Source organism: Rhodococcus sp. NPDC060090 (genome assembly GCF_042729855.1).
Taxonomy (GTDB): domain Bacteria; phylum Actinomycetota; class Actinomycetes; order Mycobacteriales; family Mycobacteriaceae; genus Rhodococcus.
In genome coordinates, this window is the sequence record NZ_JBHWXB010000004.1 from 75,115 (window position 1) to 89,725 (window position 14,611).

13 protein-coding genes are annotated in these 14,611 nt (G+C 66.8%); 3 read left to right on the forward strand and 10 right to left on the reverse strand.

What is annotated here, in order from left to right; genetic code table 11:
• Positions 1–48 precede the first annotated feature (48 nt).
• Positions 49–2,415 carry a DNA helicase PcrA gene (gene pcrA, locus ACFWCF_RS06850; protein ID WP_378558845.1) on the reverse strand — a complete coding sequence of 789 codons (2,367 nt, stop codon included), beginning with the start codon at positions 2,413–2,415 and terminating at the stop codon, positions 49–51.
• 233 nt (positions 2,416–2,648) lie between these two features.
• Here pcrA and ACFWCF_RS06855 point away from each other — a divergent pair, with 233 nt between their 5' ends.
• A complete protein-coding gene (locus ACFWCF_RS06855) occupies positions 2,649–2,948 on the forward strand; it encodes a chorismate mutase (protein WP_378489311.1) in 300 nt (99 codons plus the stop codon).
• A gap of 44 nt (positions 2,949–2,992) precedes the next feature.
• Here ACFWCF_RS06855 and ACFWCF_RS06860 read toward each other — a convergent pair whose 3' ends face one another.
• Positions 2,993–4,444, reverse strand: coding sequence for an NAD-dependent succinate-semialdehyde dehydrogenase (locus ACFWCF_RS06860; RefSeq protein ID WP_378558848.1), 1,452 nt, complete (start codon positions 4,442–4,444; stop codon positions 2,993–2,995).
• A gap of 75 nt (positions 4,445–4,519) precedes the next feature.
• Between ACFWCF_RS06860 and pgi the strand changes: the two genes are divergently transcribed.
• Positions 4,520–6,154 (forward strand): glucose-6-phosphate isomerase, encoded by a 1,635-nt coding sequence (gene pgi / locus ACFWCF_RS06865; protein WP_378558850.1) that lies wholly within the window; start codon positions 4,520–4,522, stop codon positions 6,152–6,154.
• A 6-nt stretch (positions 6,155–6,160) separates the two neighbouring features.
• On the opposite strand, the gene ACFWCF_RS06870 is transcribed toward pgi, so the two are convergent.
• The 3 genes from ACFWCF_RS06870 to ACFWCF_RS06880 all read right to left on the reverse strand — a co-directional run bounded on the left by ACFWCF_RS06870 (position 6,161) and on the right by ACFWCF_RS06880 (position 9,293).
• A complete protein-coding gene (locus ACFWCF_RS06870) occupies positions 6,161–6,949 on the reverse strand; it encodes an FAD:protein FMN transferase (protein WP_378558853.1) in 789 nt (262 codons plus the stop codon).
• Positions 6,950–7,044: 95 nt separating this feature from the next.
• Complete coding sequence (locus ACFWCF_RS06875; protein WP_378558856.1) at positions 7,045–8,667, reverse strand: acyl-CoA dehydrogenase family protein; 1,623 nt, start codon at positions 8,665–8,667, stop codon at positions 7,045–7,047.
• The gene (locus ACFWCF_RS06880; RefSeq protein ID WP_378558858.1) at positions 8,664–9,293 is read right to left on the reverse strand and encodes a TetR/AcrR family transcriptional regulator; all 630 of its coding nucleotides are present in this window, start codon (positions 9,291–9,293) and stop codon (positions 8,664–8,666) included. The genes ACFWCF_RS06875 and ACFWCF_RS06880 overlap by 4 nt, the downstream gene beginning before the upstream one ends.
• An 80-nt stretch (positions 9,294–9,373) precedes the next feature.
• On the opposite strand from ACFWCF_RS06880, the gene ACFWCF_RS06885 reads away from it, so the two are divergent.
• Positions 9,374–10,678, forward strand: coding sequence for a hypothetical protein (locus ACFWCF_RS06885; protein ID WP_378558861.1), 1,305 nt, complete (start codon positions 9,374–9,376; stop codon positions 10,676–10,678).
• Between the two features lie 3 nt (positions 10,679–10,681).
• On the opposite strand, the gene ACFWCF_RS06890 is transcribed toward ACFWCF_RS06885, so the two are convergent.
• The 5 genes from ACFWCF_RS06890 to ACFWCF_RS06910 all read right to left on the reverse strand — a co-directional run bounded on the left by ACFWCF_RS06890 (position 10,682) and on the right by ACFWCF_RS06910 (position 14,586).
• Entirely contained in the window at positions 10,682–11,200 is a 519-nt protein-coding gene (locus ACFWCF_RS06890) for an RNA polymerase sigma factor (RefSeq protein ID WP_378489289.1), read from the reverse strand.
• 52 nt (positions 11,201–11,252) lie between these two features.
• Positions 11,253–11,555, reverse strand: coding sequence for a hypothetical protein (locus ACFWCF_RS06895; protein WP_378489288.1), 303 nt, complete (start codon positions 11,553–11,555; stop codon positions 11,253–11,255).
• A 22-nt stretch (positions 11,556–11,577) separates the two neighbouring features.
• Positions 11,578–11,952 carry a hypothetical protein gene (locus ACFWCF_RS06900; RefSeq protein ID WP_378489287.1) on the reverse strand — a complete coding sequence of 125 codons (375 nt, stop codon included), beginning with the start codon at positions 11,950–11,952 and terminating at the stop codon, positions 11,578–11,580.
• 97 nt (positions 11,953–12,049) lie between these two features.
• The gene (locus ACFWCF_RS06905) at positions 12,050–13,063 is read right to left on the reverse strand and encodes an Hsp70 family protein (protein WP_378558864.1); all 1,014 of its coding nucleotides are present in this window, start codon (positions 13,061–13,063) and stop codon (positions 12,050–12,052) included.
• Between the two features lie 125 nt (positions 13,064–13,188).
• Positions 13,189–14,586, reverse strand: a complete 1,398-nt coding sequence (locus tag ACFWCF_RS06910) for a GTPase (RefSeq protein ID WP_378558866.1) — start codon at positions 14,584–14,586, stop codon at positions 13,189–13,191.
• Positions 14,587–14,611 lie beyond the last annotated feature (25 nt).

The following is a 14,611-nucleotide window of genomic DNA, read 5'->3' on the forward strand; positions in this document are numbered from 1 at the left end:
ACTGCAGCAGAGCACTGCAGTAAGAGCACTGCAGTGAAAGCACTGCACTCAGAGCTTGGTCATCGGCACACCGCCGACCAGCATCAGCCGCACCTTGCCTGCGCTTCCGAAGTCGATGACCACCGTCGCTGTTGGCCCGGCTCCCTTGGTTTCGAGCACCGACCCCAGTCCGTACTTGTCGTGTGTGACGCGATCGCCGACGGCGAGCACGAGATGATTGTTCCGCCCCCGTGCGGCACCGAAACTCGGAGTTGCCGAACGTGATTCGCCGTCCGAGAATCGTGAGCCCGTTCCCGAACCGATCGACATTCCCCGCGTCGGCCCCGGATCGGTCCGGCGCCAATCGACGAGTTCTTGCGGAACCTCCTGCAAGAAGCGTGATTCCGGGTTGGTCACCGGCTGTCCCCATGCCGAACGCAGCACCGCCCGAGAGAGATAGAGACGACGACGCGCGCGGGTGATCCCCACGTACGCGAGGCGCCTTTCCTCGGACAACTCGGCCGGGTCGCCGAGTGCACGCATGTGCGGGAATTGCCCGTCTTCCCAACCGGTTACGAACACCACCGGAAACTCGAGGCCCTTCGCGGTGTGCAGCGTCATGAGCGTGACGACGCCGTCGTCGTTGTCGGGGAGCTGGTCGGCATCGGCCACCAGCGACACCTTCTCGAGGAACGCCGCGAGTGAACCCGGAGCGGGCTCTCCTTCTTCGAGTTCCACCTCGACCACACCGGCTGCGTTGCGAGCGTCAGAACTGAATTCTCGTGCGACGCTGACGAGTTCGTGCAGGTTGTCGAGGCGGGTGCCGTCCTGGGGGTCGTCGCTGGCGGCAAGTTCGGCGCGGTAGCCGGTGCGTTCGATGATCGCCTCGACCACGTCGCCGATGTCGGCCGCGTCGTTTCCGTCGGCGTCGGTCTCGCTCAACATCATCCGCAGGTCGTCGAGCATACCGACGAAGCCTGCGATCGCCTTCTGCGCGCGCGTGTTCAGCAACGCGACGTTGCCTTCCGCCGCGTCGAGCAGTGCCTGCCCGAAACTCACACCGTGCCGTTCTGCGTGGACGGCGACACACGCCTCGGCGCGATCGCCGATACCGCGCCGAGGGGTGTTGAGGATCCGACGCAGACTCACGGTGTCGTGGGGGTTGTCGAGCGCCTTCAGATAGGCGACGGCGTCGCGCACCTCCTTGCGCTCGTAGAAGCGCACTCCCCCGACCACCTTGTAGGGCACACCGTGACGGATGAACACGTCTTCGAAGGGCCGGGAGGCGTTGTTGGTGCGGTAGAAGACCGCAATGTCGGAGTACTTGACCTCGCCGGTGTCGACCAGCCTGTCGATCTCGGAGGCGACGAATCGGGCTTCGTCGTGCTCGTTGTCGGCCACGTAGCCGGTGATCGCTTCTCCTGTGCCTGCGTCGGTCCACAGCCGCTTCTCGCGGCGCCCGGTGTTGCGGGAGATGACGGCGTTCGCGGCCGACAGGATGTTCTGCGTCGACCGGTAGTTCTGTTCGAGCAGGATCGTGCGGGCCTGCGGGTAGTCGCGCTCGAATTCCTCGATGTTGCGGATCGTCGCGCCGCGGAACGCGTAGATCGACTGGTCGGCGTCGCCCACCACACACAGTTCGCTCGGCGGAACAGCGGCCGGTTCGTCGGGGTCGCCCACGAGTGTGCGCACGAGCGCATATTGCGCGTGGTTGGTGTCCTGGTATTCGTCGACGAGAACGTGACGGAAGCGGCGACGGTAGTACTCGGTGACCTGCGGATGCGCCTGCAGGAGCGCGACCGTCTCGCCGATGAGGTCGTCGAAGTCGAATGCGTTGGCCGCACGCAACCGCTTCTGATACTGCGCGTACACACTCGCGACGAGCTTCGGAAGCGGAGTGGGATCGGAGCTCGCGGTGGTTGCGGCCTCGTCGGGGCCGATCAGTTCGTTCTTCAGGTTCGAGATCTGGGTGGCGAGCAGCCGGGCGGAGTACTTCTTGGTGTCGAGCTCGAGATCTTTCGCGATCATCGTCAGCAGGCGACGGGAGTCGTCGGAGTCGTAGATCGTGAAGTTGGAGTTCATGCCGGTCAGCAGTGCCGATTGCGCCCGGAGAATCCGCACGCAGCTCGAATGGAACGTCGAGACCCACATCGAATGCGCGCGCGGCCCGACGAGGCCTGCGACACGCTCGCGCATCTCGGCCGCGGCCTTGTTGGTGAACGTGATGGCGAGCACCTGCCCGGGTGCTACACCGCGCTCCGCCAGCAGATACGCGATCCGGCGGGTGAGCACGGCCGTCTTACCCGAACCTGCTCCGGCGACGATGAGCAGCGGTGCACCTTCGTGGGTGACCGCTTCCCGCTGTTGCGGATTGAGACCCTCGAGGAGGGCGTCAGAAGCGGGGAGCGAATGGGCGAGCGCTGCAGGAGTGTTCATCGTCTTCCCAAACTACCGGACGGGTCGGACATCGAATCCGACTTGGCCGCGAGGTGTCCGAGTGGCAAACTGGACGCCATGTCATGTGTCCTTCGTTCGGCCGAGCTGCGATCGTACGGTCGGTTTCGCGTCTCGACCACCGACGTTTCCCGATTCCGGTAACAGCCCCCGTTTCCCGGACGATTTCAGAGCTGACGCGAGGAGATGACATGAGTACGAACATCGACGCTTCCATGTCCGACGGAGCTGCCACCCCGAACGGTGTCGCAACCGACCCCGTGCCCACCACCGAGGCCGAGATCGATGAGCTCCGCCAGGAGATCGACCGCCTCGACGCGGAGATCCTGGCCGCCGTCAAGCGCCGCGCCGAAGTGTCCCGTCTGATCGGCCGTACGCGCATGGCCTCCGGTGGTACCAGGCTCGTCCATAGCCGTGAGATGAAGGTGCTCGAGCGCTTCAGCGAGCTCGGCCAGGAAGGCCACACCCTGGCGATGCTGCTGCTGCGCCTCGGCCGTGGACGCCTCGGCCACTAGTCCCGGTCACTGCAAGACGGTCGGTTCACTGCAAGGCGGTCGGTTCACTGCAAGGCGATGTACTTGGTATCGAGGTACTCCTCGATACCTTCGCTTCCGCCTTCCCGGCCGAGTCCGGAATCCTTGACACCGCCGAACGGTGCGGCGACGTCGGAGACCACTCCGCGGTTGACGCCCAGGATGCCGGAATCGATCGCGTCCGAGAGGCGTAGTGCTCGGTCCAGATCGTTGGTGAAGGCATACGCCGCCAGCCCGTACTCGGTGGCATTGGCGGCTTCAATCGCTTCGTCCTCCGTGTCGAACCCGCTGATCGCGGCGACGGGCCCGAACACTTCCTCGCGCAGGATGCGGGCCTGCTGCGGGACGTCGTCGATCACGGTTGCGGGATAGAACCATCCCGGACCGTCCGGGACCTGACCGCCGAGGCGCACTCGTGCACCGGCCGAGACCGCGTCGTCGACGAGTTCGACGACGGTGTTCCGCTGGGATTCGTTGATCAGGGGTCCGAGCGTCGTGTCCGGGTCGGTGCCGGGCCCCATCCGATAGGTCGACATCCGCTCGAGCAGCTTGGTGACGAATTCCTCCTTCACAGAGTTCGCGACATGGAATCGATTCGCGGCGGTGCAGGCTTCGCCGCCGTTGCGCAGCTTCGCGGCCACGGCGCCGTCGACGGCAGCGTCGACGTCGGCGTCGTCGAACACCAGGAACGGTGCGTTGCCGCCGAGTTCGAGTGAGGTGCGCAGCAGCGACCGGCCTGCGGCTTCGGCAAGTGAGCGGCCCACCCCGGTCGATCCGGTGAAGGTGAGCTTCTGCAGCCGCGGGTCCTCGAGCAGGGGTTCGGTGACCGCGCTCGCGTGGGACGTCGGTAGCACCGACAGCACGCCTTCGGGAAGACCTGCCTCGGCGAAGATCTGTGCGAGCAACAGCAGCGTCAGCGGGGTTTCGGATGCGGGTTTGACCAGCATGGTGCAGCCGGCCGCGAGCGCGGGGCCGATCTTGCGGGTGCCCATCGCGAGGGGGAAGTTCCACGGTGTGATGGCGAGGCACGGCCCCACCGGCTGCTTCGTGACGAGGATGCGTCCCGTCCCGGCCGGGGACTGGGCGTAGCGACCAGCGATGCGGACCGCTTCCTCGGAGAACCATCGCAGGAACTCGGCGCCGTAGGCGACTTCGGATCGGCTCTCGGGGAGCGCTTTGCCCATCTCGAGCGACATGAGGTGGGCAAAGTCGTCGGCACGCGCGGTGATCTTTTCGAACGCGCTCCGGAGGATCTCGCCGCGCTGACGCGGAGGGGTCGCCGCCCAGTCGCGTCCGGCCGCCACGGCCGCGTCGAGTGCTCTGGCAGCGTCACCGGGCGAAGCATCTGCCACTCGGGTCAGTTCGTCGCCGGTGGCCGGATCGCGGACGGCGAAGGTGGCACCCCCTTCCGCGGCTACCCAGCGGCCGCCGAGGAACAGGTCTGTGGGAAGGGAACGGATCAACTCTGCGGTGTCCATTTCCTTATAATGCTTGATAGGACACCGTTCGTCATCAACCCGGCGGTAACCGCAGGTGAGAGTTAGTCTTCTCGCATGATCGACATCACGTCCACCGTCGAATGGCAGCAACTCGCCGCGCACCGGACGGAGGTCGAGTCGATACATCTGCGGGACCTCTTCGAGCAGGACCCTCAGCGTGCCATCCGGATGCACACCTCCGCGGGTGATCTGGCGATCGACTACAGCAAGCATCGGATCACCGACCGAACCCTCGAGTTGCTGCTCGATCTCGCGCGGGCCGCACAGATCGAGGACCGCCGCGACGCGATGTTCGCCGGCGAGCGGATCAACGTGACCGAGGACCGCTCGGTCCTGCACACCGCCCTGCGGCTGCCCCGCGGGTCGTCGCTGGTGGTCGACGGCGAGGACGTGGTCGCGCAGGTCCACGAGGTGCTCGACGCAATGGGTGCGTTCACCGATCGCGTGCGTTCGGGTCAGTGGCGCGGCGCCACCGGTGAACGGATTTCGACGGTCGTCAACATCGGAATCGGCGGCTCCGATCTGGGGCCGGTGATGGTCACCCGCGCGATGCGGCACTATGCCGACGGCCCCGAGGTGCGGTTCGTGTCGAATGTGGATCCGGCGGATCTGAGAGCGCGGCTCACCGGACTCGACCCCGCGTCGACGCTGTTCGTGGTGGCGTCGAAGACCTTCTCGACACTCGAAACCCTCTCGAACGCGACAGCCGCGCGACGATGGTTGATCGCCGCGCTCGGAGACGACGCGGTCGCATCGCATTTCGTCGCGGTTTCGACGCATCGCGAACGGGTCGCCGAGTTCGGGATCGATCCGGCGAACATGTTCGGATTCTGGGATTGGGTGGGTGGCCGCTACTCGGTGGATTCGGCGATCGGGCTGGCGGTGATGTGCGCGATCGGCCGAGAGCGGTTCGGGGAATTCCTGGCGGGTTTCCACACGATGGACACTCATTTCCGCACGGCACCGCTGGAAGAGAACGCGCCGGTTCTGCTCGGGATACTGGGCCTGTGGTACACGAGTTTCCTCGGCGCGGAGTCGCGGGCGGTGTTGCCGTATGCCAATGATCTGGTGCGGTTTCCGGCGTATCTGCAGCAGCTGACGATGGAGTCGAACGGCAAGTCGGTACGGGTCGACGGGTCTGCCGTCGAATGCGCGACCGGTGAGATCTTCTGGGGTGAGCCGGGCACGAACGGGCAGCACGCGTTCTATCAGTTGTTGCATCAGGGCACGCATCTGGTGCCCGCCGATTTCATCGGGTTCGCACGGGCACTCGACGACCTACCCGGCCTCGACGGCAACGGATCGATGCACGCGATCCTGATGGCGAACATGCTGGCGCAGTCGAAGGTGCTGGCGTTCGGGAAGTCTGCGGAGCAGATCCGCGCCGAGGGCACCGCGGATGTGCTCGTGCCGCACAAGGTGATGCCCGGCAATCGGCCCTCGACGACGATCCTCGCGCCGCAACTGTCGCCGTCCACCCTCGGTCAGCTGATCGCGTTGTACGAGCACCAGGTGTTCGTACAGGGTGTGGTGTGGGGTATCGATTCGTTCGATCAGTGGGGCGTGGAGCTGGGAAAGGTCCAGGCCACAGCACTGCAGCCGGCATTGTCCGGCGGCGACGAACCCGCAACCGGCGACACCTCCACCGACGCACTCATCCGGACGTACCACCGGATGCGCGAAGAGTGACGCGTATCAGGCCGCGCGCGGATCCGACCAGGTCGGCGTCGTGTGGATCCGCCCCCTCGAATCGATGAGCCGACCCGGGAGTTCGTACTGTTCGAGCCAGGACAGCGCCCCGATTCCCCGGTGCAGGGCCGTCGCCGCAGCGGCGTCCGCCCACACCGCATCCGCTGCCATGACGGTGACCGTGCTCCACAACTCCTCGTCACCGGCCGTTGCCCGCGAACTCATCGCGGCACCTGTCGGGAGCTCGACGATCCCGTGGTCGGGCAGCGACACCTGCCACCCGCCCGCCGGGCAGTGTCCTGCTGTCGCGATCGTCTCCCCCATCTGCACCAGGACCCCGCATTCGAGGACGGTCGCGACGAGCGTCGCCGCCCTGTCGGCGACGTCGGCGTGCGCGGTGGCGGTGATGTCGAGGCTCGCGCCCCACGGTGCGAGGACCGTGTCGTCGTCGAGCTGCACGTCGAGATAGCGCGGAATCGGATGGATCGGAGGCACCGACTTCTCGTCGAGCATCGCGTCGTCGCCCGCAACGGGATCGACCGCGCCGTCGGTCATCCGCGCGGCCCACAGCGCCGACCGCAGGAGTGCTGCCAGCCTGGGGCTCACGCGCACCGGTGTGCCCTGCGCGAGGTTCACGGCGTGGATCTCCGCGTCGCCGCGTTGCAGGTCGCATGCGGCCGCGGATTCTTCGATCACCGACCGCACGAGCTCTTCGGCTTCACCGAGTGCCGCGCACTCGGTGACGGCCAACGCGACGTCTTCCCCCCACCCCCGCCACTGTGTGCTGCTGATCATGACGGGCACCACCCGCAATCGTTTCTGGGACGTTGGTTTCCAGTATGCCTCGAATATTCGCGCCGGTCAGGCCCCGAAATTGAATTCAGCAGTCGTCAGATTCGAGACAGTATGCCCGCGGTGTCGACTCCTGTGGGCAGAGTGCCCAGTGCGATTCCCCAGTCGGAATCGAGTCGGCTCGCGCAGAACGCGTCGGCCACCGCCGGATGACCGTGCCGGACCAACTGGGCGCCCTGCAGCACCAGCGCCATGAGTTCGACGATGCGTCGGGCGCGGTATTCGATGTTCTCGAAGTCGGCGAGTTCCTTTCCGACGCGGGAGATCGCGTCGTCGAGTCGGCTGTCGGCGCCCTGCGCCAGTCGGACCTCGGAGAAGAACGCTTCGACGCTGTCGGGTTGTTTGACCATCGCGCGAAGTGCGTCGAGTGCAGCGACGTTGCCCGAGCCCTCCCAGATGGACATGAGCGGTGCCTCCCGATACAACCGCGGCATGCCCGAGTCCTCGACGTAGCCGTTGCCACCGAGGCATTCGAGTGCTTCGGCGCTGTGCGCGGGGGCGCGTTTGCACACCCAGTACTTGGTGACCGCAAGCGCGATCCGGCGCATCGCCGCTTCCTGGTCGTCACTGGCCGCGCGGTCGGTCGCTCCGGCGAGCCGCATCATCACGGTGGTCGCCGCCTCGGATTCGACGACGAGGTCGGCGAGGACGTTGCGCATGAGCGGCTGGTCGATGAGCAGCGCACCGAACGCCTTGCGGTGACGTGCATGGTGCACGGCGCGCAGCGTCGCCGCCCGCATGCCGGTCGACGAACCGATCACGCAGTCGAGCCTGGTCATGTTGACCATCTCGATGATCGTGCTGACGCCGCGGCCCTCCTCCCCGACGAGCCAACCGGTTGCGCCCTGGTATTCGATCTCGGACGACGCGTTGGACTTGTTGCCGAGCTTGTCCTTGAGACGCTGGATATGTATGCGGTTGCGGCTGCCGTCCGGCAGCACGCGTGGCAGCAGAAAACACGACGAACCGGTCTCGGTATTCGCCAGGGTCAGGAACAGGTCGGACATCGGCGCCGAGGTGAACCATTTGTGCCCGACGATCGTGTGGGTGCCGTCGGCGTTGGGGGTCGCGGTCGTGGTGTTGGCGCGGACGTCGGAGCCGCCCTGTTTCTCGGTCATGGACATGCCCGCGATGAGACCGCGCTTGGACGACGGTTCGCGCAGGCCGAAGTCGTAGTGGGGGGCAGCGAGGAGTGGTTCGTAGAGTGCGGCGAGCTCGGGGTTGTGCCGCAGTGCAGGGATCGCGGCGTAGGTCATAGAGATCGGGCACATGTGCCCGGCGTCGGCGTGCCCCCACACGTAGAACTTGGCGGCGCGGGCGACGTGCGCGCCGGGGCGGGGGTCGCGCCAGGGTGCGCCGTGCAGGCCGTGCTCGACGGCGACGGTCATCAGATCGTGCCAGTGCGGATGGAATTCGACCTCGTCGATCCGGTTTCCGTACCGGTCGTGGGTGTGCAGCACCGGCGGGTGCTCGTCGGCGAGCCTGCCCCAGGTCTGCGCCTCGGCACTCCCGGCGAGCGCGCCGAGCTCACGGACCTCGTCCTCGGCCCATGCCGCGCCCTCCCGGTGAAGTCCTTCGAGCAGGGGCAGGTCGTCGGCCGCCTGGTACGGCACCAGGTCGGGGGCCTGATTGAACACGTCGTGGGTGGCAGGGAAAGTCATGGTTGCGCTCCTTCGTGCCGGTGCGGCGGGATCGGGCCTGCGCCCGATGCCCGCAGGGCGAGGGTGACGAGATCGGGGACGGTGGTGGTGGACGTGACGCCGGCCCGGAGCGGGCCGGTGAGGACTTCGCCGACTGCCCCGACAAGGGCAGCGGCCACGAGCTCCGGATCCTGCGGGGGAAGCTCGCCGGTGGTCACGCCGTGACGGATCGCGTCGGCGAAGGCGCCGGCGAATGCGCGACGGAAGACGAGGCGCTCGGCGTCGACAGCAGCGTCGACGGGTTCGGCGAGCAGCGCGTAGGCGAGGGTGGGTTTCCGCAATGCGCGGGAAGCGAACGTCTCGACGACCCGCACGACACGCTCGGCGGCCGAACCCGCGGAGGCGACGGCCTCGACTGCGTCGACCTCGCGGCGGCACTGCTCACGGAACACTCGGATCATGAGATCGGATTTGTCGGTGAAATGCCGGTAGACGGTGCCGGTGGCAACCCCGGCCTGTTCCGCGACGGCCGCGATGGACAGCCCCTGGTACCCGTGTTCGGTCAGCAGTGCGACCGCCGCGGATGCGATCGAATCGCGTTGCGCGTCGAGTCGTTGCTGCACTGCAGGTGTTCGGCGGTAGGCCACACCAAGAATTGAACCTTGCTTCATCACTTGGGTCAAGGGATTCGATGCCTGGATAGCGAGTCGGAGATACCGTCGTATTTGTGAATCGTCGCAACGACCGGACCGTCGAGGACAACGTCGGCCATAAAACCGATCGCCTCACCGTGGTGGACGAACTGTTTCTCCACCGGCACCGAGGGCTCGGTCTGCCGTCGGTGATGCAAGGTCTGTGGCGCACCGACGACCACGTAGGAGCACCCCTGCTCATCTCGCTGCACGACGCGTTGTCGCACGGCCCGTTGGGTCGGCGGGTGGTGCGCTCGAAGGTGCCCGGCGCCCGCCCCCGCTTCGAACCCACCACCGTGACGTACCCCTTGCGCTACACCCACGATGCTCTCGGCGAAGGCGAGATCCTCGGCTGGGCCGATACCCAAGCGGAGATCGACCTCGACCCCGTGCGCGCACCGGGCTGGGCGCTCGGCGCCGCACCCACCGCAGACGGCGGCACCGTCGTGTCGCTCGTGTGCTCGCACGTCCTCACCGACGCTCGCGGACTGATCGAAGCAGTGGCCGATGCCCTTGCCGGGAAGATCGACGCCACCGAGAACGACAGAGCGTCCGACGCCCACGACTCCGATCTCCGCGACGCCCTGAGGCTCACCGGCCGGGTCGCCAAGGGACTGCGCAACGTCCGCTTCGGACGCCCACTCGGCAGCGCCCCGGCCTCTCCACCGACCCCACCGTCGCGACCGGTGCGGTCCAAGGCCCGCACCGCACTTGTCGATGTCGATGCCGCCGCATGGGACGATGCGGCGAATACCGCAGGCGGAACCCCCAACTCACTGTTCCTCTCGCTCACCACCGGCATCGCCCGACGCGCAGGGATCATGCTGCCGCTGCGCATCGCGGTACCGATCGACAAACGTGACACCGCCACGATGTCGAACGGGGTGACGATGACGGAGGTCGTCGCCGACGACGGCGACACACCTGCCACATTGCGCACCAAGGCCTCGGCGGCCTATCGCACCCCGCCCGAAGGTGCTCCGTACGGGATTCCGGAGGAGATCCTCCAGCTGATGCCCGACCGGGTGGCCGCGCGCCTGGCCCGCGGGGCAGGAGAACGCGATCTGCTGTGCTCGAACATCGGCCGCACGCCGCCACTGCTCGACACGTTCGGTCCGCATCGCAGCGGTGGTGTCGCCATGCGCGCCATGCACCCTGGTCTCGAGAAGCTGGAGGTGTCGACACCGACAAAACTGTCGTCGTACCTCAGCCGCAACCGCAACATCTATTCGCTCGCACTGGTCGCGCTGGACGAGGACGCATTCCCCGACGGAGCGACGTTGCGCCGGTGCCTCGACGACGAACTCGTCGCGCGAGGTCTCGAGCCTGTGCACTGGTGAGAGTCAGGCCGTCGGGGCCAGTGCCTCCACCAGACGTGTGCGCGCACGATTGATGCGGCTCTTGACGGTCTGCACCGGAATTCCTTGATGTTCGGCGATTTCGGCATAGCTGAGCTGCGCGTATTCACGGAGCACGACCGCGGAGCGGTACTCGTCGGGCAGCTCTGCGAGCGCGCGGCGCACGGCGTCGACATCGACGACGCGATCGGCGACCGAAGGTTCGGAGCTTGCACCGAGGTCGATCTCGTCAACCGTGACCTCCCGACGCCGACGCACGGTGGCCAGGGCCGCATTCGCTGCGATGCGATGCAGCCACGTACTGAACTTCGCGGCGCCCCGGAACTTGTCGAGGTTCTGCCAGGCCGCCGTCAATGCGTCCTGGAGCGCGTCCTCGGCATCGTGCCTGTTTCCGGTGATCTGGAGGCACACCGCCCAGGTCCTGGTTCGATAGGCGCCCACCAGCTCACCGAACGCTGCAGTGTCGCCGGCGCGGCACCGCTCGATCAGCTCGTCGTCATTCATCTACTCCCCCACGTCGTGGCGGTAGAGTACCGCCTTCGACCTCGGCCGGTGTTCACCATCCCTGGTCGAGCTCGTCCGGTCCATCGGAGCCGGAATTACCCAGGTCGATGTCGAGGTCGTCGTACATGTCGGAGGTGTCCTCATCCCACGGGGACACACCGTCGTCCTGAATGATGCCGTCGCCGTCATCGAGCTCGGATACCGGCTCGGGTACGAGTTCGGAGGCGACGACCGCCGCGTCCGGGTCGACCGCCGCTCCCACAGCGGCCTCCCACAGATCATCGGGTACCGGTTCGAGGACACTGTCGGGAGACAGCCCCAAGGCCTCCCACAGAGAGACGTCCGAGTCGTTCATCGCATCACCTTCCCGGAGTCGGTCACATCAGGTCGGTCGAGTCGGGCGACCCTGCCGATCCGGTGTCGGGTTCGAGTGTGTAGACCTCGTCGGCATAGCCGTCCTGGTCGTAGTCGACACCCATGACGTCGGCCACGCCGTCGCCGTCGACGTCGATCATCACCGTGTCGACGATACCGTCGCCATCCATGTCGAAATTGCCTTCGTCGATCACGCCGTCCTCGTTGTGATCGAACAGTGCGCCATCGATGCGGCCGTCGCCGTCGAGGTCGACATACAGGGTGTCGGCCACCCCGTTGCCGTCACGGTCGACCGCGCCGTCGCCGAGTGCGGGGTTCGCGATCGGTCCCTGCTCCGACGTGGATCCGGGTCCGACACCGTAAGGATTCTGCGCCATCATGTCCTCGTTTCTCGCTGCTCACCGTGCTGACAACAATGAGATGCCACGGCAACCGCAAATGTTCCCGAGTGACGACGATCGGTCGGAACGAGAACTACGACCAGTGCTCGGCAACCACCGTCGGCTGAGCGGTCGACGGGGTCGTTCCGGTCCCGTGAGCAGCGGAGTTCTCCGGAAGCCCGCGCACCGCGGCGAGGGCCACACCGGCCACGACCAGAGCGCCTGCCACCGCGATCCCCACGGGTCGAATCCAGCCGATCGCGCGGGCACGCAGACTCCGTCTGCTGTTCTCGGCCACGATCAGTGCACCCTCTGCCACCACTGCGGGATTGTTCGGTGTGGCGAGAGACCCGAGGTGCGCCAATCTTCTGGTCAGCAGTGGGATCCGCGCCGAGCCTCCGGTGGTGCAGAGGACGCCGAGTTCCTCCACCCCGTATCCGGCATCGGTCAATGTGCCCCACATCGTCTCGACCACGCGGTCGATGTGCGGCGTGATTGCCGCATCGAAGTCCTCACGGGTGAGCGTCACGGTGTGGTCGCAGCCGTCCAGCGTGACGACGATCGTGGCCGTGTGCTCGTCGGTCAACGATTCCTTGGCGCGCCGCGCCTGCTCGTCGAACTCGCGGTGCACGCCCAGCGGCGCCTGTTTCAGCTGCGTGGCGAACCCGGGGTCGCGCGTGGTGAAGACCTCCTCGGCCCATCTGCGGACGGCAGCGTCGAGGGTACGTCCACCGAGGGTGCCGTCGCCTCGGGCCTCGACCACATCGAACCCGCCGGTGTCGGTCACGACGACGACGGCCGTATCGAGTGAGGTACCCCCGACGTCGCACACCGCGAGGACCGTCCCGCGCCGGAGCGTCCTGCCCTGGGTGCAGTACTCCACCGTTGCCCGAGCCTCGGAAACCGTCATGATCGTGCGCGCATCGATTCCCGCCCGCGCCGCGGCGTCGGCGAGCGTCCGTACCTGCTGCTCCGACCAGGAATCCGGATGAGTCAGGACCACGACCTTCGGACGTTGCCCGTGATGTGCGGTGAGAGTCCGCTCGTACACAACTTCGAGGGGCCGGACCGCATCGTCGACAACCAGCGACTCGACCGTCCCGCGCACCGGATTAGTGTGCGCAGCAACAGTATTCGATGCACCGAAATCGATCGACAGAATCCAGCCGGACAACGAACCCCCTCTACGAACACACCGTTTCGTCCGACATCATGCCCTATACGATTCTGTTATCAACCGTGGGTCCGCCAGATGGTGGTATAGGCCCGGGTGAGCACCGTCAGGGCCGCATCCTCGGCAGCGGTGGACGCGGTCAACGTGCGTTGCTGAACGGCCGCGAGCCGCTGCGCCGCCGCGTCGCGGATCGCACCCGGGGGGGCCGACGCGGGCATCCGCAACCGCTCTGCGAACGTCCGACCACGCAACAGGTCGGCCAACTCCGCGACCAGCGGCGCCGACGGATCCGCGCGCAACAGCGCCCGCAACGCCCGCAGCAACAGCACCGGAGTCAACGCAGGATCGTTCTCCAGCCCGAATGCGATCGACCGGATGTGCTCCCGCGCGGGATGACTGTAGGCGAGCGAGTCGATCTCCTGCAGGATCCGACCGGCACGTTGCAGCACCGCGTATTCGCGCAGCGAAGTGTGCAGCACCTCGCGGAGACGGCCGATACCCGACCGTTCGGTCAGCCAGGCCCCCAGCGCGTGCGCACCACCGGTGGCCACCTGCCGTCCGTGCACGAGCCCGTACTCGCCGACGAGGTCGAGCAGTCGCTCGACGGTCGGTGCATCCACCGGCATCGGGTCGCCGACATCGATGATGTCGAACAACTCCGCACCGGGCGGACCCGCCAACGAACGCAACGCCCGTGCATCGGTCTCGGTGAGCCGGCCCGTGTGGCTGGTCTCCGCCAGCAGTCCCGCGACGGGAATCACCGAGCCGACGAGTCCGGGCAACTGGCCGGCCAGCACCGCGGCATGTTCGGCGGCGTGGCCGAGCGGATCGCGTCGGCCCAACGCTCCCTCACCGAATCCGTCGGCGCGCGAGAGCACCCCGAGCGTCGTCAGCGGGGTGAAGCCGAGCTGGTGCAGGAAGTCGACCTCGTCCGCGCGCGGTGCGGAATCGAACAGGAAGATCGCCGCGTCGGCATCCACCGATGCCGTGCGGGTCTGTTCGTATCCGTCGATCAACGCGCGCCGCGTCATGGCAGCGTTGTCGACCGTCAATGTCGCAAGCCCCGGCGTGTCGATGAGGGTGATCTCCGACAGCGACTGGGACGGCAGAAACCGCTGCACATAGGCGATGTCGGTGGGCGGGAAGGCCGGTTCGACCGTGCCCCCGAAACTCAGGGGCTGTGGGACGACGCTGCCGTCGAGCTTGACCACCTCGGCGCGCGACGGCGCCCCGTTGCTGTAGACGGTGACGACGTTGGTCGCCTCCAGCGCGGCCGTCTCCGCCAGCGGCGCACCGATCAGCGCATTGACCAGCGTCGACTTACCTGCCTTGAGACGACCGACGACGACGATGCGCGGCGGCGAGAACAGGATCGCCCCGATCCGCGACGCGTGCGACGGAAGGTCGCCGCCCAGATTCGCGAGGGAATGCAATGCCGACTCGATTCGAGCGTGCACCGGGTCGTTGCTTCGCGGGGAGCCC

Excerpts from the sequence above, each read along its gene's own strand:
- pcrA (WP_378558845.1), bottom strand. The coding sequence starts at position 2,415 with ATGAACACTCCTGCAGCGCTCGCCCATTCGCTCCCCGCTTCTGACGCC.
- ACFWCF_RS06855 (WP_378489311.1), top strand. The coding sequence starts at position 2,649 with ATGTCCGACGGAGCTGCCACCCCGAACGGTGTCGCAACCGACCCCGTG.
- ACFWCF_RS06860 (WP_378558848.1), bottom strand. The coding sequence starts at position 4,444 with ATGGACACCGCAGAGTTGATCCGTTCCCTTCCCACAGACCTGTTCCTC.
- pgi (WP_378558850.1), top strand. The coding sequence starts at position 4,520 with ATGATCGACATCACGTCCACCGTCGAATGGCAGCAACTCGCCGCGCAC.
- ACFWCF_RS06870 (WP_378558853.1), bottom strand. The coding sequence starts at position 6,949 with ATGATCAGCAGCACACAGTGGCGGGGGTGGGGGGAAGACGTCGCGTTG.
- ACFWCF_RS06875 (WP_378558856.1), bottom strand. The coding sequence starts at position 8,667 with ATGACTTTCCCTGCCACCCACGACGTGTTCAATCAGGCCCCCGACCTG.
- ACFWCF_RS06890 (WP_378489289.1), bottom strand. The coding sequence starts at position 11,200 with ATGAATGACGACGAGCTGATCGAGCGGTGCCGCGCCGGCGACACTGCA.
- ACFWCF_RS06895 (WP_378489288.1), bottom strand. The coding sequence starts at position 11,555 with ATGAACGACTCGGACGTCTCTCTGTGGGAGGCCTTGGGGCTGTCTCCC.
- ACFWCF_RS06900 (WP_378489287.1), bottom strand. The coding sequence starts at position 11,952 with ATGGCGCAGAATCCTTACGGTGTCGGACCCGGATCCACGTCGGAGCAG.